We start from the raw sequence: 26,558 nt of genomic DNA on the forward strand, positions 1-26,558 counted from the left end.
AATCACTCCTTTAAGACAGCGTTAATGTAAATGTCAGGATTCATTAACGTGTCGGCTGCCTGTGAAATATACGGCAAAACAGTTTCCGTCCCTATCCCGTACAGGGCGGATAGCGCCACTAATGCCGCTGGGAAGATGAGAAGCCATTTTACAGGAGCTTTTTCTTCACCCTCAAATGTACGGGGCTGCCCCCAAAATCCATTGATGAATATTTTCATGACCGAAAAAAGGACGAGCAGGCTCGACATTAGGACAAGCCCCGCGCCTAAATAGCTTTTCCCTTCAACGCCCCCTTGGACGATGAGGAGTTTCCCGATAAAGCCGCTTAACGGCGGAATGCCGGCCAGTGCCAGCGCGGCAATGAAGAAGGTCCAGCCAAGACCGGGGTACTTGGCGATCAAGCCGCTGATTTTCTTCAGATTGCTCGTTCCAGTAATCGCAATCATGATGCCAACGAGCAAAAAGAGCGCCGCTTTGATGATCATGTCATGAATGAGATACGAAACAGCCCCCATTAAAGCAGATTCGTTCATCAGCGATACCCCGTACAAAATCACTCCGACGGCAACGATAATGTTGTAAATAATAATCTTCTTCAAATCCCAATAAGCAATCGCCCCGATGACTCCCGCCACGACTGAAAAAAGGGCCAGGCCGGCCAGCAGCTGCGACAGGAAGCCGCTGTCCTGATAAAAGAACAGGGTGAACGTCCTCGTAATCGCATACACGCCTACTTTTGTCAGCAGCGCCCCGAAAAGAGCGAGAACCGGTGCAGGCGGAGCGTAATAGGAGCCAGGCATCCAGAAGTAAAGCGGAAAGATCGCCCCTTTCAGCCCAAAGACGATGAAAAACAATACTCCGATCACTGTCAAAATACCGGGCATTCCGCCAGAACTGATTTCACTGATCCTTGAGGAAATATGGGCCATATTGAGCGTCCCAACGACCGAGTATAAATAAGCGACCGCTATAACAAACAAAGCTGATGAAATAATATTCACGAGCAGATATTTGATTGATTCGCGCAGCTGGATTTTCGTCCCTCCAAGCGAAAGCAGGACATAAGATGACATGAGCATGACCTCGAAAAAGACGAACATGTTAAAGATGTCACCGGTTGTGAACGCCCCATTCACCCCTACTAGCAAAAAGTTGAAAACCGGATAATAGTAATACTTCTCCCTTTCCTCCCCGATTGATTTAAACGAATAAACGAGGCAGAGGAAGGCGATGATGCTTGTGGTGAGCACGAGCATTGCCGCCAGCATATCAGAAACAAGCGTAATTCCGAAGGGGGCTTCCCAGCTGCTTATATTCAGCGATTGCACTCCGTCATTGCGGACTTTTTGCACGATGATGAAGGAAACCGCCATCATGGCAATCGAAGAAAGGGCGGCGACGATACGCTGCGCGGGTATACTTTTGCTAAGAAAAATTAAGATGACCCCCGTAAGCAAGGGGATAACAATTGGTAAAATGATTAAGTTAGTCATTATGGTTAGAGCCTCTCATTTCTTCCACATTATCCGTCCCCAATTCCTGATATGACCGATAGGCCAAAACGAGGAAAAAGGCCGTCACCCCAAAGCTGATGACAATTGCCGTCAAAATCAGCGCCTGGGGCAGAGGATCTGTATACTGTTCCACATTGTCACGCAAAATCGGAGCGGCTCCCCTTTTCAGCCCTCCCATCGTCAGGATGAGCAAATGCGCGCCATGGCTCAGCAGCCCCGTTCCGACGATGATGCGCAACAGGCTTCTGGAGAGCATTAAATATGTAGCAGTCATAAATAAAATGCCAATGACAACCGCCATTAAAATTTCCATTATTCATCCTCTCCAATCGTTTGAATAATGGTCATCGTCACGCCGACAACAACAAAATACACGCCCAGGTCGAAAATCGTCGCGGTATGCAGCGAAATCTCACCCAAAAGCGGCAGCTCGATGTCTGTGAAAACATGCGTTAAAAACGGAACGTTAAACAGCATCGCACCAACGCTCGTCCCTGCAGCAAGCAGCAACCCGATTGCCGTCAGAATCCGGTAATTTACCGGCAAAATGGCGGACACCGTTTTGATATCATAGGTAATGAGCAGGAGCACAATCGCTCCGGCGGTCATCAGTCCCCCGATAAAGCCGCCTCCAGGATAATAATGCCCAGCGGTGAAAATATAGACGGAAAAGAGGGTGATAATGAACAGCAGCACTTTAATGGATGTTTCCAGGATGATGTTATTTACCTTCACTCTTCTCCCCCCTATTCGACCTCAATTTAATCAATCCGTAAATTCCCAAAGACGCAATCGCAAGCACGGTTATTTCAAAAAGGGTGTCAAAGCCGCGGAAATCAACGAGGATGACGTTGACCATGTTTTTGCCTGCGGCTTTTTCATACGTATTCTCCACGTAATACTGGGAGATGGACTGGAATTGTTTGGAGCTGTGCGCCGAAAGCGCGATTGCGGCCACGATTGCACCGACACCGATGGAGATCATCGCGTTCGTTAGCCTGAACCTCATCCTTGTCTCATGCTTGCGCAGTTTTGGCAGATGATAAAAACAAACAAGGAAGAGCGCGACAGAAATCGTTTCAATGACAAGCTGAGTCAGCGCCAGATCCGGTGCCCTGAAAAGCACATAGAATAAGGAAACCGTATAGCCAACCGAACCGAGCAGAATAATCGAGGTCATTCTTGATTTTGCAAAAAGAATGCTGATTGAGCCCACGACGATAAACAAGACAAGGACGATTTCGTATATGCCGATTGGAGACCGGTTGATTGTATCGACTGTGAAAGCATTTTTCCAGATGAGAGTCACAGATAAAATGACGATGAAAAATGCAAAAATATAAACAAGATATGATCGGATGGCACCGGTCATATACGTATTTGTGAGTTTGCCAGCGCCTGTCTGCGCCCGCTCCACAAGCTGATCGTAGAAACGGTTCAGCGTCAGCTTTTCCGGAAGGCTTCCATATAGCTTTGTCCACTTCCGGGTTGTTTTGAAAAGGAGAAAGCCAAGCGCGACGACTCCAATCGTCATGAACAGCTCGGTGTTGAAGCCATGCCAGAAGGAGATATGGACATCAAATCCTTCCCCGCTGCCCAAAATGGCTGACATAGCCGGTGAAATCAAGCTTTGTGACAGCAGATTCGGGAAAAGCCCGAAAACAATGACAAGCGCTACGAGAATAATTGGCGAAATCAGCATGCCGATCGGTGCTTCATGCGGTTTCTGCTCCAATTTTTCTGGCTGGTACTTGCCTGTGAATGTCCTAAAGACAAGAACCATGCTGTAGACAAACGTGAACACACTGGCAACCCAGGCAATAATCGGGAATAAGATCCCCACAGTTTCTAGATTGAAAAGGTCTGATTTTGTCACCTGCACCATAGCCTTAAAGAACATCTCTTTGCTCAAAAAACCATTAAACGGCGGAATCCCGGCCATCGAGAAGGCGCCAATGATCGAAATCGTAAAGGTGACCGGCATGATGTGCATTAGCCCCCCAAGCCTGCGGATGTCCCGCGTCCCTGTTTCATGGTCAATGATCCCGGCAGCCATGAACAGGCTCCCCTTGAAGGTAGCATGGTTGATCAAATGGAAGATTGCAGCCGTAACCGCAACCGTAAAGATATTGTCGTCAAGCGACTCGAAGTGAAGCGCGGCTGCCCCTACGCCAAGCAGGGACATGATGAGGCCAAGCTGGCTGACCGTCGAGAAGGCCAGAATCCCCTTCAAGTCTGTTTGTTTTACGGCAAAAACAGAGCCCCATATTAACGTGAGCAGCCCCACTCCGCCAACGAGCCAAAACCATAGGCCGCTTTCCCCGAACACGGGGGTAAACCGGGCGACGAGATAAATTCCCGCTTTCACCATTGTTGCCGAATGCAAATACGCACTGACTGGTGTAGGCGCTTCCATCGCGTCAGGAAGCCAGATATAAAATGGGAATTGCGCCGATTTCGTGAACGCCCCGAGCAAAATGCACAGCAAGGCAGGAATGAATAAAGGATTTTCGAATATGCCTGCCGATTTTGAAATGATTTCAGTAATACTGAATGTGCCTGTCATTATGTATAAAAGGATGATGCCGCCCAGCATGGCAAGCCCGCCGAAGACGGTGATCAGCATCGATTTTTGCGCCCCATACCGTGATTTGTCACGGCCATACCAGTAGCCAATCAATAAAAACGAAGAAAAACTTGTGAGCTCCCAGAACGCGTACAGGACAATCAGGTTATCCGAACAGACGACTCCAAGCATCGCACCCATAAAAAGCAGCAAATACACATAGAACGTATTTAGCTTTTCTTTGTCTTTTGCTAGATAGAAGATTGAGTAAAGGACGACCAGCCCGCCGATTCCCGTGATTAACAGGGCGAACAATAAGCCAAGCCCGTCCACTTTCGCGGTGAAGTTGATCCCTAAGGATGGGATCCAGCTCAAGGTTTCCATTATGGTTTTTTGGTTAGCTGTTTTTGGCAAGAAGGAAAGGAAATAGCCAAATAATAATATTGGCAAAGGCAAAACGAACCAGCCCGTATGCACCCGGTTGATGTATTTATAAAAAAATGGGATGAAAATAGCCAAAAGCAGCGGCGAAACAATCGCCAAATGCAATAAAGACAAAAGCAAAACCTCCTTGTTGGTTATGAGTTAGTATGTACAATTTTATGCAGCGGTTGTATAGGGAGCCTATTCGACCGCAGCGGCGATTTTTTTGTATTGCGGGCATTGAGAATGATTCTATTCGACCGCGCGGACGTTTTTTTGATGCTGCGGGCGTTTAGAACGTGTCTATTCGACCGCGCGGACGTTTTTTTGATGCTGTGGGCGTTTAGAACGTGTCTATTCGACCGCGCGGGCGACTTTTTCAACCTGCGGGCGTTTAGAACGTGTCTATTCGACCGCGGCGCCGACTTTTTAATGCTGCGGGCGTTTAGAACATGCCTATTCGACCGGGCGGGTGACTTTTTCAACCTGCGGGCGTTTAGAACGAGTCTATTCGACCGGGCGGGCGACTTTTTCAACCTGCGGGCGTTTAGAACATGCCTATTCGACCGAACTGGATATTTTTTAGCCCTAAGGTCGTATAGAGAAAGGTCAAAGCAGGATCGTATACAGGCAATTTGATTCATCCGCAAAAAGGAGCCTGCCTCCAAAGGGCACACTTATCCCTATGGTGACAGACTCCTCCATTAAAACGTTATTCATTTCTAAGCTGCAAATTGGGTTGGGCCCTGTTCACTATAATTTTTTCAACTTTAACATTTTTTCTTGCTAATGTTCAAGTAAGTTGCATTATTTGCGGAGAAATTCCAAAAACTTCAAAGAAAATTTATAAAAAAATCGCTATTAATACTTACATCCTAATCCCCCGGTTACTATAACAGAGCATGAAACTATCAGAAAAGCCAAGCCCATTATCGGAGCTTGGCTTCTACTTAAGATTCTTATTATACAGCCACTGCAGAAAGGTTTTTTGCAGCTTCTCTCACTTTCTCCAAGCCTTCAGCTATAATGGCCCCAGCTTGATCTGGCGCCGCGGCATGGCCTTCGATGACAACTTCATCGATAATTTGCATACCGAACACACCGCCAACTACATTCTTAATGTAGTTAACAGACATTTCCATTGCCGCCGCCGGACCTTCCGAATAGATGCCGCCGCGTGCGCTTAGGATGATCATCTTTTTGTCAGTCAAAAGTGGGACTAATTGGCCGTTTTCATCATATTTGAAAGAATAACCCGCCTGATACACATAATCAATGAAGGTTTGAAGCGTTGCAGGGATAGTTAGGTTCCATAACGGGAATGCAAACACAACCACATCTGCAGCTGTTAAAGCATCCATTGCTTTTTGCTTTGCCGCCAAAATACGCTGTTCAATATCTGTAAGCTCTTCGCCAGATTGAAGCTTCGCAAATGCATTAAATAGATCCTGGCCAAAGTAGGGCATATCTTCCGCGAAAACATCAAAAGTTGTTACATTAACTCCTTCCAGGTTTTTCATGAAAGCTTCATACATCTTGCTTGATACAGCATCAGAAGCCGGTCTGTTATTTGCTTTTACAACAAGAACGTTCATTTATCTATTAACTCCTTTTTGATAAGAAATAGAGATATCTCTGTTTTATATATCTCGAATTAAAGATATATGAAAATAACGTAAAAGTCAACTGTTTGGGCTTCCCAACAATTCCTTAGACAAATATTTTGAATATGGTATTCTTTTGGTAGATTGAAAGATTGAAAGGTTGAATAGGATGTACACGAAACATGATTTATTAAATCATCTTAAAGAATTGGGGATTGACGAAAATGGAACATTACTTGTTCATTCGTCAATGAAAAGTATCGGGCAGGTAGAGGGTGGAGCGGATACTGTACTTGATGCGCTTTCAGAATATATGAAAAATGGCCTTTTGGTTTTTCCTACCCATACATGGTCGTATATTAATGCGGAAAATCCTCGGTTTTATGTCAAAGACTCACCATCTTGTGTTGGGGTACTAACAGAACAGTTTCGAAAACGTCCAGGGGTTGTTCGCTCATGGCATCCAACACATTCGGTAGCTGCCTTGGGAAAAGGGGCACAAGAAGTTATTGCGGGTAATGAACAATTTGACACACCTTGTGCACGAGAATCAAGTTGGGGGAAATTACTCGACCAGAAGGCAACCATCTTGTTAATCGGAGTCGATTTACGAAGATGTACATACATTCATGGAGTCGAGGAATGGCTTGATATACCAGGTCGATTGACCGATGCTCACGAAATGCTTTACACAATATTACCGGACAAAACGGAAATTTCCACACCGCAAAGAAGACATATTGGTCATACCTCCGAAAAATACGATCGGGTTGAAGATATTTTTCTAACTAATCAAGTTATGTACAAAGGGAAATTCGGTGATGCAACAGTAAGAGTATGTGACACAGTAAAAATGACAGACTTGCTATATCAATTGCTAAAAGAAAAACCAGAATTGTTTTCTTGATTTATGAAGACGGATTTCGTGCATCATTTGCATTTTTAAATGATACATGAGAACCTTCTCTTTGTTCTTAAACATGACATTGTATACTACCCATCCATTGCTTTTCGCTTACAGCGCTTCAGTAAAGCATAAATTTTCTAGTAGTTTTTTGAAGCATAAGGCTGCCCTATCCGGCAATATTATGCTACCAGTCACAAAAAAGAAAAAACCACCAATTATGTATTGGTGGAGACGGTGGGAGTTGAACCCACGTCCAAAGATATCGGCACTTAGGCTTCTACGAGTGTAGTTGGCATATTCGCGATTCGCTGAGCCATTTGCCTGCCAACAGGCGTTTGGTCAGCTAGCCTGGTTGTTCTCTTCCTTCTCCCTCAGACGGTGGGATCCGGCGTAGCCTACTAAGAGTGAGTCCGCTACCCTACCACATAGGCAATGGAGGGGCGAACAGCTATGCAGTTATTAAGCTGCGAAAGCTAGGTTGTTGTTAGTTTTGCCAGTTATTGGCGTTGACGTTTTAACGAGGCCGATCCCCTCGACTCGCAACCTAAGCTCGAACTACCCCTGTCGAATCCGTAGCGTCCCCATTATAAAATGTGCGGCAATTTTATCTCTTGCCGGACGTCGGAAATGCTCAGAGTCTGAGCTTAGATGTTGCGCCGCAGTAACCCTGCGACAGTTCTCATTATAGCATATAGAGCCGATTTTTCAATAGGAAGGTCTTGGTTTCCCTGCCGTTCCTTACATTTTCTGGCGTTCACGGAAGGCGCGTTCGATGTCGCGTTTTGCTTCCTTCTGCTTCAAATCTTCACGCTTATCGTACTTCTTCTTCCCTTTTGCGAGGCCAATTAGTACTTTCGCATAACCGTTTTTCAAGTACATCTTCAGCGGGATGAGCGCAAAGCCAGCTTCCTTCGTTTCACCGAGCAGCTTTATTATTTCCCTTTTGTGCAAAAGCAGCTTCCGTGTCCGGAGCGGATCATGGTTGTAGCGGTTCCCTTGTTCATACGGGGAAATATGGACGCTGTAGAGGAACATTTCGCCGTTATGGATCCTCGCATAAGAGTCCTTCAGCTGAACCTTGCCGGCGCGGATCGATTTTATCTCGGTTCCCTGCAGTACAATACCAGCCTCATACGTTTCTTCTATAAAATAATCATGGTACGCTTTTTTATTTTGCGCGACTGTTTTTCCTACTCCTTTAGGCATGCTCACTCCCCCTAACATTCCTTTATTTTAGCAAAAAAACTTTCTTCCCACAATGAATGGGTCATTGAACAGTCAAGTGATTCCCCAAAAACAGGGCTGTGCGCTTACAATTCACCATAATGAACTGTTGCAGCCTGTTTTTGCTTTTTTAACCTGCTTTTCATTCACTTGTGAATGAGGTTCCGGTTCTTTTTGCGAAATTAATTTGTTTATTATCCTAATTTCGTGTTCTATTATCCAATTCACACTGTTTATTATCGAATTTCCACGGTTTATTATCCTAATTTCCACGTTTATTATCCAATTCGGCCGGTCTATTATCCAATTCCAAACGTTTATTATCCAATTAGGCGCCGTTTTTGCAAGAAGAGAACGAAAGAGAGCCTCCATGAGGCCCTCTATCTTTTCAGTGAAATCCCAACAGGGTCTTAACGCTTCTTTCGCTTGGCACTCTTGTTTCTCGGGGCGTTTTCGTAGAATTTGCGTTTCTTTTTCGCCTTTGGCGCGCCGCCTTCACCTGAGGAAGAGCCGCGTCCGCCTTCAGTCTTTCCGCCTCCACCAGTTGAGGAACCGCGGCTTCCGCCGGTTTTGCCACGGGTCGGCTTTTTATCAGAACCGCCCGTCCGGAAGATGCGGCCTTCCCCGCTCCGCTCGCGCCTTGTCCCTTTCATGCCGACGATTTCAAAATCAATCGACCGCTCGTCTTTATTGACGTTGATGACGCGGACGGTGATTTCGTCGCCGATTCGGAAGACGTTGCCGGTTCGCTCGCCGATCATCGCAAACTGGCGCTCATCATAGCGATAATAATCGTCTGTCATGTAACTGACATGGACAAGTCCCTCAATAGTATTCGGCAGCTCGACAAACATACCGAAGTTTGTCACCGAGGAAATGATACCATCGTATTCTTCGCCGATTTTGTCCTCCATGTATTCCGCTTTTTTCAGCTCGTCGGTTTCACGCTCGGCGTCGACGGCGCGACGTTCCATTTTGGACGTATGCTCTGCAATCTCCGGCAGCCTTGCGTTCCATTTTTCACGGGTTGCCTCATCAAGCTTGCCATTTATCAAGTACGTCCTGATCAACCGATGGACAATCAAGTCCGGATAGCGGCGGATCGGGGAAGTGAAATGCGTATAAAATTCGGTTGAAAGCCCGAAGTGCCCGAGGCTTTCAGGATAATATTTTGCCTGCTGCATCGAGCGCAGCATGACGGTTGAAACGACCATTTCCTCCGGCTTGCCCTGGACTTCTTCAATAATGCTTTGGAGCGCACGCGGATGGACATCGTTGGCAGTTCCCCTGACAAAATAGCCGAAGTTCGTAATGAACTCGAAGAACCGGCGCAGCTTTTCCTCCTTCGGGTCTTCGTGAATCCGGTAGATGAACGGCACCTCCATCCAGTGGAAATGCTCTGCGACCGTTTCGTTGGCAGCAAGCATGAATTCCTCGATTAGCCGCTCGGCGACAGAGCGCTCACGGATAACAACGTCAGTCGGCTTGCCATCTTCCTCGACCAGCACCTTTGATTCCTTAAAGTCGAAATCAATCGCGCCGCGGTCCATTCTTTTTTTGCGCAAAATGGAAGCAAGCTCCTCCATCTGCTCGAACATCGGAACAAGCGCTTCGTAGTTACTGCGGGTTTCCTCGTCCTTGTCGACGAGAATCTTGTTTACGTCAAAGTACGTCATCCGTTCCGTCGTCTTAATGACGCTTTGAAAAATCTCATGATTGACGACATGTCCTACGGAATCGATTTCCATTTCACAGGACAGCGTCAGGCGATTCACCTTCGGATTAAGGGAACAGATGCCATTTGACAGCCTGTGCGGAATCATCGGGATGACCCGATCGACGAGGTACACACTTGTCCCGCGCTCTTCCGCTTCCCGATCAATCGGTGAGCCTTCTGTCACATAATGGCTGACGTCGGCGATATGGACGCCAAGTTTGTAGTTGCCATTGTCAAGCTTAGTGACCGTAACTGCATCGTCCAGGTCCTTCGCATCGGCTCCGTCGATTGTCACAATGACTTGATCACGCAAATCACGGCGGCCAGTCATGTCACGCTCATCAATTTCATCCGGCACTGAATTTGCCTGCGCAATGACTTCTTCAGGAAACGCGAGCGGCAGGCCATGCTTATAGATGACCGAGAGAATATCGACGCCCGGGTCGTTCTTATGGCCGAGAATTTGAATGACCTCGCCCTCGGCGCTCGTCCGGCCTTCCGGATAGTTGACGATTTTCACGACAACTTTGTGGCCCTCGACCGCGCCGCCGTTCGCTGCCTTCGGAATGAAAATGTCGCCAGCGAACTTTTTCTCGTCGGGAATGACGAAGCCGAAGCTCTTGCTTTCGACATACGTTCCGACCATCTGGGTAATGCCGCGCTCAAGAATCCGGACAATCGTCCCTTCCCTTCGCTCGCCCGATGTTTCCGACGATACACGGACTAGCACCGTATCGCCGTGCATCGCATTGTTTGTTTCATTTGGCGGAATGAAAATATCATCCATGCCCGGTTCCTCTGGCATGACGAACGCGAATCCTTTCGCGTGGCCGGCAACCTTGCCGCGGATGAGGTTCATTTTTTGCGGCAGGCCGTAGCGGTTCGAGCGTGTCCTGACGACCAGCCCCTTCTCCTCCATCTGGACGAGTGCTTTGACGAACTCCTTGAAGTCGGCTGAATCCTCGATTCCGAATGCTTCCTCCAGCTCCTGGACCGTCAGCGGCTTGTACGCTTCATCCCTCATATATTGCAAAAGCTTGTCTATGTGTGCTTGAATATTCTCTTCCAAGCAAATCCCTCCCTTACAGGGTCTTTCTCATTATTCTTTCCAATCCAGGCTTTCCAAAAACGTATATACGTCTTCATGAAGCTGATCTTTTTCCTTATCGAGCGTAATAACGTGGCCGGATTCCTCGTACCAATTGAGCTTTTTGTCGGTGGATTCTGCCTGACTGTAAATAATATTGGCACTATCTATGTCCACCATATGGTCAAGCCGGCCCTGGACAACGAGAAGTGGCGCGTAAATCAAATCGACATGATCCCTGACATCCAGGATCAACTGCTGAAGTGACTTAAGCGTCTTCATCGGCGTTTTTCGGAACTCAGCCATCTCCTGATTGATTTCAAATTCAGTTTTGCCCTCATGCTGCTTATACTCGCGGGCATAGGCAAGAACGCCCTGATAAAGCCTTTCCTCACTCTTGAAATCCATCGGCGCGCACATCGGAATAATACCCTTTACAGGTACAGTGTAACCAAGCTTCAAGGAGAATACCCCTCCCAGCGACAGACCGGCGACAGCAATCTCGTCATAGCCCTTTTCTTTCAAAAATTGATAGCCTTCAAGAACGTCCTGCCACCAGTCATCGGGACCGGTTTTCACCAGTTCCTCCGGCGGAACGCCATGCCCTTTATAGTGCGGCGCGTGGCTTGTATACCCCTTCTTCTCCAGGAATCGGCCCAGCATGCGGACGTCCGCCGAGTTTCCTGTGAACCCGTGAAGCAGAAGCACCGCCCGCGGCCCGGCTTCGAATGTAAACGGCTTTGGTGGTTGTACTTTCATTATCCGTAACTCCTTCTTTGCATATCTTTCTTTAGTTTAAGCAAAGCAGGGCCATACATTCCACCCATAAGGCTTGCGGCGTGGCTATTGTCCGTTTTGAGTCAAAACCATTAGCGTGCGGCTAACCATTTGGTCCCTATTTAGGCAAAAAATAAAGCCCGGCACGAAGCCGGGCTCAATTTTTTAGGTTGATTAAAGCTTAAAATACGTTACGGCAATTGTCAGGATGAAGAACAGAACCGCAAGAACAACCGTAATCCGATGAAGGACCAAGTCGATTCCACGCGCTTTTTGCTTGCCAAAAAGCTGTTCCGCTCCGCCTGAAATCGCGCCGGAAAGTCCCGCGCTGCGGCCTGATTGCAGTAAGACCACTACGATAAGTCCAATGGATACGATAACTAAAAGCGTTACGAGCAATGCATGCATGAAGGCTACCTCCTGTTAAACGTTCATTCACAGTATTTCTAATTTAACATATAATCCCGGTTTTCACAATAGCAGGATTTATGGAGTTTGGGCTTGGAGCGGTTGGCTCTGTTACCGTTTCCCTGATTCAATTCACGGTTTGGGTTTAGAGAAGCTGGCTCTGTTACCATTCCTCTAATTCATAACCGAGTTTGGGCTTAGAGAACCTGGCTATGTTACCGTTTCCCTGATCCGCTACCCGGTTTGGGCTTAGAGGACCCAGCTCTGTGACCGTTTCCCTGATTTACTACTCGGTTTGGGCTTAGAGAAACCGTCTCTGTGACCGTTTCTCCGATCCACTACCCGGTTTGGGCGTAGAGAACCTGCCTCTGTGACTGTTTTCCTGAATCATAACCAAGTTTGGGCTTAGAGAAGACGGCTCAAACTCAAAGTGTATGAAAAACCAGCCATGGTCTTGGCGACCGTAGCGTTAAAAAATCATTCGTCCGGTCGACAATAATCGGTCTTGGCGACTGTAGCGTTAAAAAATCACTCGTCCGGTCGCCTATAATGGTTCTTGGCGACTGTAGCGTTAAAAAATCACTCGTCCGGTCGACAATAATGAGGCTTGGCGACTGTAGCGTTAAAAAGTCATTGGTCCGGTCGACAATAATCGGGCTTGGCGACCGTAGCGTTAAAGAATCATTCGTCCGGTCGCCTATAATGGTTCTTGGCGACTGTAACGTAAAAAAGTTGGTCGACCGGTCGCCAATAACGGTCTTGTTCCCCGTAAAAAACTATCTCCTTACCGAAGCAGCCATTCTGATATAGGTGTGGCGTTTGCCGCGGACGACGATGGAGTAGGCCATGATATTTTCCGGGAGGGCGATGCCGTTCGCGCCGGCATCCCCGATATGGTAAAGGTCCGCGCCGGCCATTTTGCTGTTGAGGGCAATTTGGCGGACTGTCGCTTCGTCGGATCCTTCCTGGCTTGTCCCGGTAGTAAGGATGGCCAGGGCTCCTTTTTCATGGACGATATCAACGAGCTTGGCCGTTTTTTCGACCGAGAAACCAGGGACGGTTCCAGGTGACGGAATCAGGATGATATCTGCTCCCGCCTCGATGAAGCCGTGCAGAGTATCTTCGTTCATAATCGTGCTGCCGGTTTCGCCTGCAACGCCGGCGCCATGCATTTTCCCGGCGATGATCAGACCTTCAGGACCGAAAACTTCCCGGGTAACTGCGATCGCCTTCTGGATTTCGGGGTTGGAAACCCCTGTCTTCGGATTTCCTGTCAGGCAGACGAAGTCGAAGCCAAGCTCTTTCGCGCGCTTTAAAGAGCGCTCTGTTGCTATCCGGCCCTCCGGCAGCTCATTTAATGTCTCGAGCTTCTCTGCAGACAGGTCCACGGGTTCAAGGTTCAAACCAACAGGACGGCCGACGAGTTTCTTTAATTCGCGGACGATTTCTTCTGGTTCATCATTGCTCATCCCCAGCATTTCCGGGTTAAAGACATCGAAAAAGTTGACGAGGATCAGGTCGGCGCCAAAGGCCGCGGCCATTTCTGCATTTGTTACAGCCGGATAATATGGGGAAAATGATCCGATAACTTCAGATACGAGTGTCCTTCCTTCAGACGCAATAATTGACTTTTTAATATCCTGACCGGTCATTTTCGCAAAATCAGATGCTGTACAATCAAGGATTCTTTTCAAATCTATCAGCCACCTTATAATTGGATTTATTCCTGTTGCTTCCTATTTTTTCATGAAATGCGCCGATATTCAAATTTACTCATTTTCCGAAGATTAGAGGCTGCGTTTCCGGCAGGTTCATCATCCATAAGTGAAACTCTTTGCGACCCCCCATCAAGGTTCATTTTGCCCATAAAAGCTCTTTGCTGCTCAAAAAAAAGGGCACGCTTCAGCAGCGCGCCCTTTCTAATAGCCTTTCCCGGAACAGCGTCCCATTCCTTCTGGCAAAATTATTTTTTCAAGTTGTAGAAGCTCTTCAGGCCGAGGTACTGGGCAGTTTCGCCAAGCTGGTCCTCGATGCGAAGGAGCTGGTTGTATTTCGCGACGCGGTCTGTGCGGGACGGAGCGCCTGTCTTGATTTGGCCAGCGTTTGTCGCAACGGCGATATCAGCGATAGTCGAATCTTCTGTTTCACCGGAACGGTGGGAGATGACTGCTGTGTAGCCAGCACGCTTCGCCATTTCGATTGCGTCGAAAGTTTCAGTGAGTGTACCGATTTGGTTCACTTTGATCAGGATGGAGTTACCAACGCCCTGCTCGATTCCTTGGGACAGCTTCTTCGTATTTGTTACGAATAGGTCATCACCGACAAGCTGGACTTTGCCGCCAAGGCGCTCGGTCAATAGCTTGTGGCCTTCCCAGTCGTTTTCGTCAAGACCGTCTTCGATCGAAATGATTGGGTACTTGGAAGACATTTCTTCGTACCAATCAACCATTTCTTCAGAAGTTTTCACAACGCCTTCGCCGGAAAGATGGTATTTACCATCTTCTTTGTTATAGAACTCGGAGGAAGCCGCATCCATTGCAAGCATGACTTCTTCGCCTGGCTTGTAGCCGGCTTTTTCGATTGCCGCAACGATTGTTTGCAGCGCTTCTTCGTTCGAACCAAGATTCGGAGCGAAACCGCCTTCGTCACCAACAGCTGTGTTCAAGCCTTTTTCTTTCAAAACTGATTTCAGGCTATGGAAAATTTCCGCACCCATGCGAAGTGCTTCACGGAAGTTTGGCGCTCCTACAGGCATGACCATGAATTCCTGGATGTCGACGTTGTTGTCAGCATGCTCGCCACCGTTGACGATGTTCATCATCGGAACTGGAAGCTGCTTGGAGTTAAAGCCGCCAAGGTATTGGTAAAGCGGGATGTCAAGGTAGTCCGCCGCTGCGTGCGCGACTGCCATGGAAACGCCAAGAATCGCGTTCGCGCCTAGCTTTCCTTTGTTTTCGGTACCGTCAAGATCGATCAGCGCTTGGTCAACGCCAACCTGGTCAAGGACGCTGTATTCGCCGATTAGTTCAGGGGCGATAAGGTCGTTGACGTTCTCGACTGCTTTCAGGACGCCTTTTCCAAGGTAGCGGCCTTTGTCGCCGTCACGAAGCTCGACAGCCTCGTATTCACCAGTGGACGCACCGCTTGGAACAAGTGCGCGGCCGAATGCGCCGGATTCAGTGAAAACTTCTACTTCAACAGTTGGGTTACCGCGGGAATCAAGGACTTCGCGCGCATATACATCAGTAATAAATGGCATGCAATATCTCTCCTTTTGGTTGGGTTTGCTTTTTGTTGCATGTTTCGTTTTCAAGTGAATCATCGATTTTTCGCAATTGGATAATAAGACTCGCGAATTGGATAATAAACTGCCGGATTTGGATAATAAACGGCTGAATTTGGATAATAGAACTCCGAATTTGGTTAATAGAACTCCGAATTTGGATAATAAAGCCCGTTAGTTGGCGCATTAACTGCCGGAACTGACGCATTAACCGCCGTAAATGACGCATAAACGACGTTAGTTGGAGCATAAAAACATGGTATGCTGCCCATGTTTTCACGACCAACCCAGAAATCAGTGTCCAAACGAGTCAAATTCCCCCATGAGTTTTACTTCTTCAGCAGTGTCTTCCCGGTCATTTCCTTCGGCTGCCCGACTCCGAGCAGGTCGAGGATCGTCGGTGCCAAATCGCCAAGAATGCCGTCTTCACGGAGTTCCACGCCATTCTTTGTAACGATGACGGGAACCGGATTTGTCGTATGCGCGGTCATCGGGTTGCCTTCGAGGGTGACGACTTCGTCGGCATTTCCGTGATCCGCTGTGATGATGGCCGTTCCGCCTTTTTGCAAAAGCAGGTCGACAATCTTGCCGAGGCATTCGTCAACGGTTTCAATCGCCTTGACGGTCGGCTCGAGCATGCCTGAGTGGCCGACCATATCCGGATTCGCGAAATTCAGCAGGATGCAGTCGAACTTGTCCGCTTCAATTTCTTTCAAAAGCGCATCGGTCACTTCGTAAGCGCTCATCTCCGGCTGCAAGTCGTAGGTTGCGACTTTCGGCGAGTTAATGAGAATCCGCTCCTCACCAGGGAATTTTTCTTCCCGGCCACCACTCATGAAGAACGTGACGTGCGGATATTTTTCCGTTTCGGCGATCCGAAGCTGCTTCATTTTGTTTTGCGCAAGCACTTCACCAAGCGTGTTGTCCAGATTCGTAGGCTTGAATGCCACGTAGCCGTCAACCGTCTCGCTGAAGTGGGTCATGCAGACAAAATAAAGATTTTTCGGTTGGTCCGGGCCGCGGTCAAAGGCGCGGAAATCTTCATTCGTAAATGTATTTGAAATCTGGATGGCCCGGTCCGGCCTGAAATTATAGAAAATGACCGCGTCATTGTCCTTAATTTTGCCAACCGGCTCTCCCTTATCATCAGTAATGACGGATGGAAGGACGAACTCATCGAAAATCCCGTGCTGGTAGGAGTCTTCGACTACTTCCATCGGATTGGAATACTTCGGTCCGTCTCCGTAAACCATTGCTCGGTACGCTTTTTCAACACGGTCCCAGCGCTTGTCACGGTCCATTGAGTAATAGCGGCCCGAGATGGTCGCGAATTGACCGACGCCGTATTCTTTGATTTTCTCAAGTGCTTCTTCAATATACTTCCCGGCTGTCTGTGGGCCGACATCGCGGCCGTCAAGGAAGGCGTGAAGAAAGACTTTCTTGACGCCTTTATCGGCAGCCAGCTTCAGAAGCGCGAACATATGGTCAATATGGCTGTGGACTCCGCCGTCTGACAAAAGGCCGAACAAATGCAGCGCACCGCCAGTTTTATTGACATGCTCCATCGCGCCGTTAAAGGTTTCGTTTTCAGCAAATTCACCTTCACGGATCGCGATATTCACCCTAGTCAGGCTTTGGTAGACGATTCTGCCAGCACCAATGTTCAAGTGTCCGACTTCAGAGTTGCCCATCTGCCCTTCAGGAAGGCCGACAGCTTCCCCGCAAGCCTTGAGCTGGGCATGTGGATACTCATTCCAAAATCGTTCGAAGTTCGGTTTTTTTGCCTGTGCCACCGCATTTCCGTAACGTTCGCCGCGAAGGCCGAAACCGTCAAGGATAATTAATGCTACTGGTGATTTCTTCATTATTTACCTGCCTCCAAAAGCTGAAGGAACGACTGAGTTTCAAGGCTGGCGCCGCCGACGAGCGCTCCGTCGATATCCGGCTGCCCCATGTATTCGCCAATATTTTCGGGCTTTACGCTGCCGCCATATTGGATACGGACTGCTTCCGCGGCTTCCTGCGAAAACTTGTCGGCAACAACTTTACGGATATGGGCACACACTTCGTTCGCGTCTTCAGCTGTTGATGATTTTCCAGTGCCGATTGCCCAAATCGGTTCATATGCAATGACTGTCTGTTTCACTTGTTCTTCTGATAATCCTTCTAGCGCCTTTTCAATCTGGCTGCCAACGAAATCGTTTGTTTCACCGTTTTCGCGCTGTTCCAGCGTTTCGCCACAGCACACAATCGGAACGAGATTGTGCTTGAAAGCAGCAAGGGTCTTTTTGTTGACGCCTTCGTCTGTTTCATTGAACATTTCGCGGCGCTCAGAATGGCCGAGGATGACATAATTTACGCCAAGGTCGGCAAGGGCAACGGGGCTGACTTCCCCTGTGAAAGCGCCTTTCTCTTCAAAATGCATATTTTGCGCGCCGATTTTAAGATTGGAGCCTTCTGTTTCCTCAACCAATGTTTGTAAAAACAATGCTGTGGCGCAAATAACTGATTCCATTTCATCACTTTCCGGAACCAGGCCTTTTACTTCCTCAATAAAGCTTTTCGCTTCCGATACTGTCTTATGCATTTTCCAGTTTCCCGCAATAATCGGTTTCCGCATCGTTGGCACTTCCTTTCCTTACAATTTCAGGTGATCCATTTTTGCAAAAGTTTCCTTCGCTCTTAGGACTGTTTTTACCAGTACTTTCGCCGGTTTACTTATCATTCAAAGCGACTACGCCTGGAAGTTCCTTACCTTCCATGAACTCAAGGGAGGCACCGCCACCTGTTGAGATGTGGCTCATCTTGTCAGCAAGGCCAAATTTTTCGACCGCTGCCGCAGAATCGCCACCGCCGATGACCGAATATGTACCTTCGGAATCAGCAAGAGCTTCGGCAACTGCTTTCGTTCCCTGTGCGAATTTATCAAATTCGAAAACGCCCATCGGCCCGTTCCAGATGACAAGCTTGGAGCTTTTAATGACATCCGCATACAGCTCGGCTGTTTTCGGCCCAATGTCAAGAGCTTCCCAGTCTGACGGGATTTCTTCGATAGAGACGACTTTGGAGTTTGCATCCGGTGAGAAATCATCCGCAATAACGGCATCAACCGGCATGTGGAACGAAACGCCTTTTTCCTTCGCTTTTTCCATAAATGATTTTGCAAGATCGATTTTATCTTCCTCAAGCAGCGATTTGCCAATTTCATGGCCCTGTGCTTTTACGAACGTATAAGCCAAGCCGCCGCCGATGATTAGGTGGTCCACTTTTTCAAGAAGGTTTTCGATGACGCCAATCTTGTCCTTTACTTTGGCGCCACCGATAATAGCGGTGAACGGACGCTCCGGATTCGAAAGGGCTTTGCCAAGCACCTCGATTTCCTTTTCCATCAGGAAGCCTGCGACTGCCGGCAGATAATGGGCAATTCCTTCTGTTGAAGCGTGCGCCCGGTGCGCTGCGCCAAATGCGTCATTTACATAGATGTCCGCAAGCGATGCAAATTCCTTTGCCAGCTCCGGGTCATTCTTTTCTTCGCCTGGATAGAAACGGACGTTTTCGAGAAGAAGGACATCTCCTTCATTCATGCCGTCGATTTGCTTTTTGACTGAATCTCCGTAAGCTTCATCAGCTGTGAGGACATTTTTGCCCAAAAGCTTGCCAAGCCTTTCGCCGACAGGAGCGAGCCGCATTTCCTCAACGACTTTGCCTTTCGGGCGGCCGAAGTGGCTGGCAAGGACGACCTTTGCGCCTTGCTCCATCAAATACTGGATGGTCGGCAGTGCCGCGCGGATCCTTGTTTCGTCTGTGATTTGGCCGTCCTGCATCGGAACGTTGAAGTCGACCCGGCAAAATACGCGTTTGCCTTTTACATCCACATCTTTTAACGTCTTCTTGTTCATGGGATCCCTCCTGGAACGTTGATTTTTTCAATCGGACAAGCAATAAAAAAGGAGAGGGGGAATCATCCCCGCTCCCCGTTCGTAGCCAACTTCATTATAGATGTTTTTTTAAAGGATATCCAATTTTACCCGTTGTGCGGATTAGAGGCCTTTTTCGGCGATGTATTCGCACAGGTCAACAACGCGGCAGGAATAGCCGAACTCATTGTCGTACCAGGAAAGAATCTTCACCATGTTTCCATCAAGAACCATAGTGGACAGACCGTCAACAGTTGAAGAAACCCTGCTTCCGTTATAGTCAGTGGAAACAAGCGGTAGTTCATTGTAAGCAAGGATTCCCTTAAGTGGACCTTCAGCCGCTTCTTTCATTGCCTGGTTGACTTCATCTGCTGTTACGTCTTTCTCAAGCTCGGCAACAAGGTCGACAACGGATACGTTCGGAGTCGGAACACGCATTGCCATACCGTTCAGCTTGCCTTTCAGTTCAGGAAGGACAAGGGCAACCGCTTTAGCCGCACCAGTTGTAGTTGGAATGATGTTTTCTGCAGCTGCACGCGCGCGACGGTAGTCTTTATGCGGTAAATCAAGGATTTGCTGGTCATTTGTATAAGAGTGTACAGTTGTCATCATGCCGCGCTTGATGCCGAATTTATCGTTAAGTACTTTTGCAAAAGGCGCTAGGCAGTTTGTTGTACAAGAAGCATTTGAAATAACATGGTGGTTGGCAGGATCGTACTTCTCATCATTAACACCCATAACGATAGTGATATCTTCGTTGGAAGCTGGAGCGGAAATGATGACTTTCTTAGCGCCTGCTTCCAGGTGCTTCGCAGCGTCATCGCGCTTTGTGAAACGGCCTGTTGATTCAACAACCACTTCAACGCCAAGGTCTCCCCAGCCAAGCTGTGCAGGGTCGCGCTCAGCAAGAACTTTTACATTTTTGCCTCCGACCACAAGGTTGGAACCGTCAACGGTTACGTCTTCGGAAAGTGTTCCGTGTACTGAGTCATATTTCAAAAGGTGCGCAAGCATGTTTGCATCCGTGAGGTCATTTACAGCAACGATTTCAATGTTTGGGTTGTTAAGGGCGGCGCGGAATACATTTCGTCCAATACGTCCAAATCCGTTAATACCTACTTTTAATGCCATGTTTTAGTTCCTCCTTTTATTGGGTAAGGCTTTATTTTTTCGGCTGGTTAAAGTTAGATGTTGATTTCCACTTCAGGGGCACGCTTTCCGCGGGGCGCCAGTGGAGCCTCCTCGGCGCTTGAGCGCCTGTGGGGTCTCCACTTGCCGCTGCATCCCGCCGGAGTCGGCCCCTTTCGTTCCAATCAACTACTTTAACAAGGCCTAATTTATATATCAAAGGGTATATACCCTTTAATTAACAGTTATTATCCATTTTTCAATAAAAGCTTTGCGGCGCCTTCGTCGGTGATTAAGATCGTTTGCGGCGGTGCCTGTTTTAGATAGGAGCGGATTGCTTTTGCTTTCGAGCTTCCGCCGGCAACCGCGAGGACATTAGGGATTTCATTAAGGTCATCGAGCTGCAGGCCGATGGTGAGCACTTTGTGGACGATTTCGCCCTGCTCATTGAAGTAGTAGCCGAACGCTTCAGCAACCGCATGATGGGCAATGATTTTTTCCATATCGGCACGGTCGGTTTTCCGCCGTTCCGCCATTGTGATAGCATCCCCAATACCGTGGAGAACCATGCCGGCTGACTTGATCAGCGCGAGCACTTCGTGGACTACCGGCTCCCTGATGAAAGATTCGTAAATATCCTGGCTGACCTGGTCGGGCACGTAAAAAACGCGATGCCTTGATTTGGTATTCGCGGCCATGATGGCGCAAACGGTGTTCGCCTGATTTTGGACATCTTCGCCAATCCCGCCACGCGCGGGTACAAACATCAGCTCTTCTTTCGAGATGCCGGGTTTCATTTCTTCCGCGACGGCAGCCATGGTCGAACCGCCAGTTACCGCAATAATATTTTTATCCTTAAGCAGCTTTCTCATGCCCTTAACTGCGGCCCGGCCCATTTCCTTTTTCGCCATTGGTGAAAGATCGCTGTCACCAGGGACGATAATCGCCTTGCGGATCCCAAGCCTGTGCTTCAGTTCCATTTCCATTACATCTATACCCTTCAGCTCCCGCATTAAGCTTTCGAGATCTTCGAGTAAATTCTTCCCTTCTTCCGATAGAGACATTCCGCCGGAGTGGGAAATTATCAGGTTTTGATCCTTCAGGAAATCGACTTCACCCCTCAGCACCCGTTCAGAATATCCCAGGGTCGCGGCCAACGTCCTTCTCCCTACAGGCTGAAGGAAGTTAATCGTTTTTAGGAGCGTATATCTTTCCTGCATAACAGCAAGCAGGTCAGGCAATAATCTTTTTTGTATATCCAGTATTGAATGCATCTTGGCAGCTCCTTTGCAAAAGTGGTATAAATCTCTCGGCCAAGTTACTCGGGACGATTTTTGTCCCACCTAGACAAATTATGTCCCACTTGCTGCAAAAAAAATCACTCCTGCTCGAACTCATTGTAACAGGAGTGATTTTTATATTCAACTATTAAGGTTTACTTTTTTTCACAGATGAGGCTGCGCAAATAATCTTTGTCGATGATCCCGTATCCAGCTTCACTTTCGTTAATATAGACGACCGGAATCATCAGCCCGAATCGCTCGGTCAGCTCATCGCTCGTGTCAATGTCGATTTCTTCAAGGTTAAACGACAGCTCTTCGCGAAGCTCCAACAGGTCGGCCTTTGCTTTGTCGCAAAGCGGACAGCGTGAACGTGTATAGAAGGTAATGTTGACTGCCAATATGATCATCCTTTTTTGGCGGGATTTTTAATTGATTAGTCTCGAGGCCATAATAAGACGTCCTAACTTAAGGCCCAAATTTATCAAAAGCAGTCGGCACTTGTTGCGCTTGGCTAATACCTTCTTCTCTTCGAGGAGGATGGGATGCCCAATTGCTCCCTGTACTTGGCCACTGTCCTGCGTGAAACTGAAATCCCTTCACGTTCCTTCAGTTGTCCGGCAATGTCCTGGTCCGAGACCGGCCGCATTTTATCTTCTTCCTCAATGATGCCAGCAATCAGCTTTTTCACATGATCAGAGGAAGCAGATTGCTCATCTCCTCCCTGAACGGCTGATGTGAAAAATGATTTCAATTCAAAAGTCCCGAACGGAGTTCCGATATATTTATCACGGACGGCGCGGCTGACAGTCGATTCATGGATATCCAGAGCTTCGGCAATGTCCTTCATCGTCATCGGCAAAAGCCCGCCTTTCCCACAGGCGAAAAACATTGGCTGCTTCTCGATAATTTTTGCAGCAACCTTCAAGATTGTTTCATTCCGCTGCTTGATGCTTTTAGCCAGCCATTGAAAGTCCTGATAGTTTTCCTGAATGAACTTTTTTGCCTGGTCATCTCCCTTGTTCATAACAGACTGATAGATTTCCTGATTAAGGCTAATTGCGGGTACGGTCCCTTGAAGGAGCTGGACATGCCATGTGCCATTTATATGGGCGGCAAGGACATCCGGTACAACGTAAGCTGCCTTTTCGTGATGGAAAGCTGCACCCGGTCTAGGGTTCAACTTTTGCAAAAGGTCATGGATTTCCTGAATGTCCGCAAGGCTTACCTTTAAATCCCTGGCCAGCTGCTTCCATTTTTTCTCGGCAAATTCAACAAAATATCCTGAAACGATTGTATTGGCAAGCGGTACTTTTTCCCCTATGCTGTCCAGTTGTAGAAGCAGACATTCCTGGAGGCTCCTTGCACCGATACCAGGCGGGTCAAGCTGCTGGATTTCGCTGAGGCACGCCTCGGCATCCTCTAGGGCTACATTTGTAATGGTAGCGATTTCATTTAAGTCTCCACGAAAATAGCCATTTTCATCAATATTGAGGATCACCTGGCGAACGAGTTTCAGTTCATCATTCCGGAATCTCCCCGGCTCCAACTGCGAAAGAAGGTACTCCTCTAGTGTCGTTCCCGGTTCAGAAGGGATTCCATTTATATCTGGTGCGTTGCTTTTTATATTTGTTTTCCTCGTTCGGCCTTTCGACTGTCCGGAAGGCACGATTTCCAGCAGGGGATTTTCAAGCGCCCTTGCTTCTAGAAAACTGGCCAGTTCCTGGGCATTGTATTGAAGCAGAGCGATCGCCTGGGACAATTCCTGCGTCATGGACAATCTCATCTGCTGCTGTTGCAATAGTCCGGTCCTCATATCCATCTGCTTCCCCTCCGCTTCCTATTTTACATGAAAACAGGGGAGTTGGGTTAGTGGAAAAAATGGGGGAGCATCTTTATCTTGCAAAAACAATTCGTGTACTCGACTTTTCAGCGAGGCAGATATTGCAAATAGAGCCTAAAAACAAAAAGTTCCTATGCCGGCAGCAATTTCACTGCGAACATAGGAACTCATTAATTAGCGCCCTCGTCAGGACTCGAACCCGAATTTCAAGAACCGGAATCTTGCGTGCTATCCGTTGCACCAAGGTCAGGTCAAAAGGGCTTCAAATGTTGCTATTTCAATGGTTTAAAGATGTTTGAGTGTTTTTCATTGCGTGTTATTCCTATAAATAATGATACTGGAACATGTTTTTATTTCTATTCTATTATTAAATCAGAACTTTCTCTTCATGGGTATGTTTTTGTCCTATGGTTCATCGGCATACATTCTCTTCTATACATAAGTCATCATTTATTTTAATGACTATTATGACAAACAGTTTAAGAATCAGGTAGTAATCTCTCTCATATTGTTGCTCATCATTAGTGTTTGTGCCATGTAAGTATTTATTTCGAATATCGTGTCCATTGGTGAATTTCGCTTTATTCAGATAATAATCAAGATAATCTTGCTCATTTCTTGAAAATAAGCTAGCTTCAAAACAAATAACATTCCGTGTACATAAATTTTCAATCATTTGTTTTATTTCATTAGGGTAATGCCAAAAACTTATTACTTCGTTATAGTACAGTTCCTTAAGAACAATTATCAATCTTTGATCAACAAATTCTAAGTGTCCCATGTTACTTTCACAAATTAAATTGTTATCGAATAACCATTGCATTCTTTTCAGTTGATGATCTTTAAAATGACTCTTAGTTAATTTTTCAGAAATCATCAAGTTAAAAAAATTCTTATATTTCTTTTCATTATTTGGTAGATAAAATATGCCACTCTGGTCAGAAAACAGTAAAAATGAAGCACTTTCATACCAGTCACTAGAAGAGTAAACATACTTCTTTTTATTGAACGAATTAATATCTTTAATTTTTACACTTGAGGAGGACATTTGAATTAATTCCTGGTCTATCACCCCATCTTCAATTAGAACCTTATACTGTTTTAGAATTCTATCTATCTCGGGGAGTATAGTTCTACACTTCTCGAAATATGTTGCTTCACTCGACGGCATTTTAACAATGAAATCAGAAATTTTAAATTCCTCTTTAAGATAGACATCAAAAAACCATTCAATCATTTCTTCTATTCTTACACCAAGAACATTTAAGACATTAACATAACTATATATTTCAGCATCCGACACCATTTCTTTGTAATTAAATGAGTTAGATTGGTAATACAAGTGTGCTGCCTGTGTTCTAAATGCTGACTCTAAAGCGCTACTTTCACTTTTTTTAGAATCAAGTTCTAATCGCATAGTTTCATCAAAAAATCCAAATAGATAAATAAAATTGTTCCAAAGCGTGGGATAATCCAAATTTTCTTCAATCCAATTTCGACTTACCTTAATGTCTGCCGTTCTACCATCCATAGTAACTAATACCACTTCTTCTTGGTCTTTCGGATAGGAAATCATTACTCCAGTTTCAATACCTATTCCGTTATTGAAAATTTTTTCTTCCTCTTCTTTAGCTTTCCTTTTGGCATGTAATTTGATTTTATCAGGTATGCTTAACCCTTTATTTGTTGGGAAGTTTATGATTTTTCTCAGTTCGTTTAAACTAACAAGAGGTGAATCAATATATTCATCAATCAACCTTAATGTATCTGTTTCAGTTAAAGATGGTGGCAAATTTAGCTCAACTTCTTTTAAATACTTCGACAGAATAGTCTCTGCATTTCTGGAGTCCGATAACAATACATCTTTAACTGCTTCATCGAAATAATCAGTCAGTCTCTTAAACTTAAGAAGTGTATAAATATGTACATTTTCTTTTTCAAGAAATCGTTTAAAAGTATTAATTTCAATTTTTTGATACAACTTATATCTTTCGAAAATTTCAAAGAAGTCATCTGTATGATTAAAGTCAATTTCATCATATAGATTGATGAAGTCATCCTTGTGAAAAGCAACGAAAGTCCCAATTTTTCGTTTTATTTTCTTTTCATACGCTTTTAAATCAATACTTGTCTCTTGAACGATATGGTCACTAAACCTTTCAATGTTTATATACTTTAAAACATTATAAAAGTCTATTAAATCACTGATACCCCATTCGGATTCAAGTGCTTCAGTATTAACTTTTTCTATTATTTTTGCTAGTTCCCAATCGCAAGCCATATCATACTCAGAATAGAATTTAATTCCTGACATAAGTGCTCCTTTTCTAATCATCCTCTTTATTAACTTTCCCATTACCAAAATTATACTTTATTTCCGAACTAATTTTGAAACAATATTAAGGCATTAATCAACTTTTAAATATTCCTGGTGTGTGGATAAACCTACTGTGGTTTTTACTGTTAATACACCCATATAAAAAATGTGGAAAATGCGCTCCAAAATACCCATGCTGCTTGTATTCTTTAAGGTTTTGTATGTGGCGTTTCTCAGCCTTCTTCATGATTTACTTTACGCTTAAGGACATAGTCAGCTTCTTTTTCATTGATAAATAGGTCTTTTATTGCCCTGTTCTGTTCTTTTCTTGCATATAAACATCCAATTCTCTATATACGTAACTCCAGTGTTTTACAACCATCAAAGAAACTTCAAGATCAGCTAAGGCTCTCGAAAAACCCTTTAATTCCATCTCATAAAAATGAATGGTATCTGGTGAAAGATCTTTAATTTACATTTGTTGTCCCTTTTCTTCTCGACATCATTTATGCCCTCCATTGCGTGGTATTCGTTGCGCGGTATCCACGAATAAAAAGCACCCA

At 46.3% G+C, this 26,558-nt stretch carries 21 protein-coding genes and 1 other RNA gene; 2 read left to right on the plus strand and 20 right to left on the minus strand.

Translation table 11 applies throughout. The features are described 5' to 3' along the window. Window positions 1–2: 2 nt before the first annotated feature. Genes BN1002_RS18525 through BN1002_RS18540 form a run of 4 tightly spaced genes read right to left on the minus strand, consistent with a single transcriptional unit; the run spans window position 3 to window position 4,638 of the window. Window positions 3–1,493 carry a Na+/H+ antiporter subunit D gene (locus BN1002_RS18525; protein WP_048826999.1) on the minus strand — a complete coding sequence of 497 codons (1,491 nt, stop codon included), beginning with the start codon at window positions 1,491–1,493 and terminating at the stop codon, window positions 3–5. Then, window positions 1,486–1,827, minus strand: a complete 342-nt coding sequence (locus BN1002_RS18530; protein ID WP_048827001.1) for a Na(+)/H(+) antiporter subunit C — start codon at window positions 1,825–1,827, stop codon at window positions 1,486–1,488. Before BN1002_RS18530 ends, BN1002_RS18525 begins: the two co-directional genes overlap by 8 nt. Beyond that, the gene (locus BN1002_RS18535) at window positions 1,827–2,249 is read right to left on the minus strand and encodes a Na(+)/H(+) antiporter subunit B (protein ID WP_048827002.1); all 423 of its coding nucleotides are present in this window, start codon (window positions 2,247–2,249) and stop codon (window positions 1,827–1,829) included. The genes BN1002_RS18530 and BN1002_RS18535 overlap by 1 nt, the downstream gene beginning before the upstream one ends. After that, a complete protein-coding gene (locus BN1002_RS18540) occupies window positions 2,236–4,638 on the minus strand; it encodes a Na+/H+ antiporter subunit A (RefSeq protein ID WP_048827003.1) in 2,403 nt (800 codons plus the stop codon). Before BN1002_RS18540 ends, BN1002_RS18535 begins: the two co-directional genes overlap by 14 nt. A 111-nt stretch (window positions 4,639–4,749) precedes the next feature. On the opposite strand from BN1002_RS18540, the gene BN1002_RS18545 reads away from it, so the two are divergent. After that, a complete protein-coding gene (locus BN1002_RS18545) occupies window positions 4,750–5,142 on the plus strand; it encodes a hypothetical protein (RefSeq protein ID WP_048827004.1) in 393 nt (130 codons plus the stop codon). A 323-nt stretch (window positions 5,143–5,465) separates the two neighbouring features. Here the strand turns inward: BN1002_RS18545 and BN1002_RS18550 are convergent, their stop codons facing one another. After that, a complete protein-coding gene (locus tag BN1002_RS18550) occupies window positions 5,466–6,098 on the minus strand; it encodes an FMN-dependent NADH-azoreductase (RefSeq protein ID WP_048827005.1) in 633 nt (210 codons plus the stop codon). A 178-nt stretch (window positions 6,099–6,276) separates the two neighbouring features. Here BN1002_RS18550 and BN1002_RS18555 point away from each other — a divergent pair, with 178 nt between their 5' ends. Then, a complete protein-coding gene (locus BN1002_RS18555) occupies window positions 6,277–7,014 on the plus strand; it encodes an AAC(3) family N-acetyltransferase (protein ID WP_048827006.1) in 738 nt (245 codons plus the stop codon). Window positions 7,015–7,237: 223 nt separating this feature from the next. Here BN1002_RS18555 and ssrA read toward each other — a convergent pair. The 15 genes from ssrA to BN1002_RS18640 form a co-directional block, all read right to left on the minus strand. After that, window positions 7,238–7,597, minus strand: a transfer-messenger RNA (tmRNA) gene (gene ssrA, locus BN1002_RS23445). 155 nt (window positions 7,598–7,752) lie between these two features. Further along, complete coding sequence (gene smpB / locus BN1002_RS18560; protein WP_048827008.1) at window positions 7,753–8,220, minus strand: SsrA-binding protein SmpB; 468 nt, start codon at window positions 8,218–8,220, stop codon at window positions 7,753–7,755. A gap of 428 nt (window positions 8,221–8,648) precedes the next feature. Then, window positions 8,649–10,979 carry a ribonuclease R gene (rnr, locus tag BN1002_RS18570; RefSeq protein WP_442853420.1) on the minus strand — a complete coding sequence of 777 codons (2,331 nt, stop codon included), beginning with the start codon at window positions 10,977–10,979 and terminating at the stop codon, window positions 8,649–8,651. A gap of 75 nt (window positions 10,980–11,054) precedes the next feature. After that, window positions 11,055–11,801: an alpha/beta hydrolase gene (locus BN1002_RS18575; RefSeq protein WP_048827014.1), complete on the minus strand. Its 747-nt coding sequence runs from the start codon at window positions 11,799–11,801 to the stop codon at window positions 11,055–11,057. A 192-nt stretch (window positions 11,802–11,993) separates the two neighbouring features. Beyond that, window positions 11,994–12,227: a preprotein translocase subunit SecG gene (gene secG / locus BN1002_RS18580; RefSeq protein WP_048827015.1), complete on the minus strand. Its 234-nt coding sequence runs from the start codon at window positions 12,225–12,227 to the stop codon at window positions 11,994–11,996. A gap of 776 nt (window positions 12,228–13,003) precedes the next feature. Then, complete coding sequence (locus tag BN1002_RS18585; protein ID WP_048827016.1) at window positions 13,004–13,921, minus strand: DUF7916 family protein; 918 nt, start codon at window positions 13,919–13,921, stop codon at window positions 13,004–13,006. A 269-nt stretch (window positions 13,922–14,190) separates the two neighbouring features. Then, the gene (gene eno / locus BN1002_RS18590) at window positions 14,191–15,486 is read right to left on the minus strand and encodes a phosphopyruvate hydratase (protein WP_048827017.1); all 1,296 of its coding nucleotides are present in this window, start codon (window positions 15,484–15,486) and stop codon (window positions 14,191–14,193) included. A 353-nt stretch (window positions 15,487–15,839) separates the two neighbouring features. Further along, window positions 15,840–17,375 carry a 2,3-bisphosphoglycerate-independent phosphoglycerate mutase gene (gene gpmI / locus BN1002_RS18600; RefSeq protein WP_048827020.1) on the minus strand — a complete coding sequence of 512 codons (1,536 nt, stop codon included), beginning with the start codon at window positions 17,373–17,375 and terminating at the stop codon, window positions 15,840–15,842. Beyond that, window positions 17,375–18,130, minus strand: a complete 756-nt coding sequence (gene tpiA / locus BN1002_RS18605; RefSeq protein WP_048827021.1) for a triose-phosphate isomerase — start codon at window positions 18,128–18,130, stop codon at window positions 17,375–17,377. The genes gpmI and tpiA overlap by 1 nt, the downstream gene beginning before the upstream one ends. Before the next feature lie 94 nt (window positions 18,131–18,224). Continuing rightward, the gene (locus BN1002_RS18610; protein ID WP_048827023.1) at window positions 18,225–19,409 is read right to left on the minus strand and encodes a phosphoglycerate kinase; all 1,185 of its coding nucleotides are present in this window, start codon (window positions 19,407–19,409) and stop codon (window positions 18,225–18,227) included. 141 nt (window positions 19,410–19,550) lie between these two features. Next, window positions 19,551–20,558 carry a type I glyceraldehyde-3-phosphate dehydrogenase gene (gap, locus tag BN1002_RS18615; protein ID WP_048827024.1) on the minus strand — a complete coding sequence of 336 codons (1,008 nt, stop codon included), beginning with the start codon at window positions 20,556–20,558 and terminating at the stop codon, window positions 19,551–19,553. Between the two features lie 245 nt (window positions 20,559–20,803). Further along, entirely contained in the window at window positions 20,804–21,829 is a 1,026-nt protein-coding gene (locus BN1002_RS18620; protein WP_048827025.1) for a sugar-binding transcriptional regulator, read from the minus strand. Between the two features lie 161 nt (window positions 21,830–21,990). Continuing rightward, window positions 21,991–22,245, minus strand: a complete 255-nt coding sequence (locus tag BN1002_RS18625; RefSeq protein WP_048827026.1) for a glutaredoxin family protein — start codon at window positions 22,243–22,245, stop codon at window positions 21,991–21,993. A gap of 104 nt (window positions 22,246–22,349) precedes the next feature. Beyond that, window positions 22,350–23,657: an RNA polymerase factor sigma-54 gene (rpoN, locus tag BN1002_RS18630; RefSeq protein ID WP_048827027.1), complete on the minus strand. Its 1,308-nt coding sequence runs from the start codon at window positions 23,655–23,657 to the stop codon at window positions 22,350–22,352. A 433-nt stretch (window positions 23,658–24,090) separates the two neighbouring features. Beyond that, window positions 24,091–25,992 carry a hypothetical protein gene (locus BN1002_RS18640; RefSeq protein WP_048827028.1) on the minus strand — a complete coding sequence of 634 codons (1,902 nt, stop codon included), beginning with the start codon at window positions 25,990–25,992 and terminating at the stop codon, window positions 24,091–24,093. Window positions 25,993–26,558: the final 566 nt, after the last annotated feature.

Origin of the sequence: Bacillus sp. B-jedd, assembly GCF_000821085.1 — a bacterium.
Classification (GTDB): Bacteria; Bacillota; Bacilli; order Bacillales; family Cytobacillaceae; genus Bacillus_D.

Coding starts and splice junctions, on each gene's coding strand:
- BN1002_RS18525 (WP_048826999.1), bottom strand. CDS start 1,493: ATGACTAACTTAATCATTTTACCAATTGTTATCCCCTTGCTTACGGGG.
- BN1002_RS18530 (WP_048827001.1), bottom strand. CDS start 1,827: ATGGAAATTTTAATGGCGGTTGTCATTGGCATTTTATTTATGACTGCT.
- BN1002_RS18545 (WP_048827004.1), top strand. CDS start 4,750: ATGATTCTATTCGACCGCGCGGACGTTTTTTTGATGCTGCGGGCGTTT.
- BN1002_RS18550 (WP_048827005.1), bottom strand. CDS start 6,098: ATGAACGTTCTTGTTGTAAAAGCAAATAACAGACCGGCTTCTGATGCT.
- BN1002_RS18555 (WP_048827006.1), top strand. CDS start 6,277: ATGTACACGAAACATGATTTATTAAATCATCTTAAAGAATTGGGGATT.
- smpB (WP_048827008.1), bottom strand. CDS start 8,220: ATGCCTAAAGGAGTAGGAAAAACAGTCGCGCAAAATAAAAAAGCGTAC.
- rnr (WP_442853420.1), bottom strand. CDS start 10,979: ATGAGGGATGAAGCGTACAAGCCGCTGACGGTCCAGGAGCTGGAGGAA.
- BN1002_RS18575 (WP_048827014.1), bottom strand. CDS start 11,801: ATGAAAGTACAACCACCAAAGCCGTTTACATTCGAAGCCGGGCCGCGG.
- secG (WP_048827015.1), bottom strand. CDS start 12,227: ATGCATGCATTGCTCGTAACGCTTTTAGTTATCGTATCCATTGGACTT.
- eno (WP_048827017.1), bottom strand. CDS start 15,486: ATGCCATTTATTACTGATGTATATGCGCGCGAAGTCCTTGATTCCCGC.
- gpmI (WP_048827020.1), bottom strand. CDS start 17,375: ATGAAGAAATCACCAGTAGCATTAATTATCCTTGACGGTTTCGGCCTT.
- tpiA (WP_048827021.1), bottom strand. CDS start 18,130: ATGCGGAAACCGATTATTGCGGGAAACTGGAAAATGCATAAGACAGTA.
- BN1002_RS18610 (WP_048827023.1), bottom strand. CDS start 19,409: ATGAACAAGAAGACGTTAAAAGATGTGGATGTAAAAGGCAAACGCGTA.
- gap (WP_048827024.1), bottom strand. CDS start 20,558: ATGGCATTAAAAGTAGGTATTAACGGATTTGGACGTATTGGACGAAAT.
- BN1002_RS18620 (WP_048827025.1), bottom strand. CDS start 21,829: ATGCATTCAATACTGGATATACAAAAAAGATTATTGCCTGACCTGCTT.
- BN1002_RS18625 (WP_048827026.1), bottom strand. CDS start 22,245: ATGATCATATTGGCAGTCAACATTACCTTCTATACACGTTCACGCTGT.
- rpoN (WP_048827027.1), bottom strand. CDS start 23,657: ATGGATATGAGGACCGGACTATTGCAACAGCAGCAGATGAGATTGTCC.
- BN1002_RS18640 (WP_048827028.1), bottom strand. CDS start 25,992: ATGTCAGGAATTAAATTCTATTCTGAGTATGATATGGCTTGCGATTGG.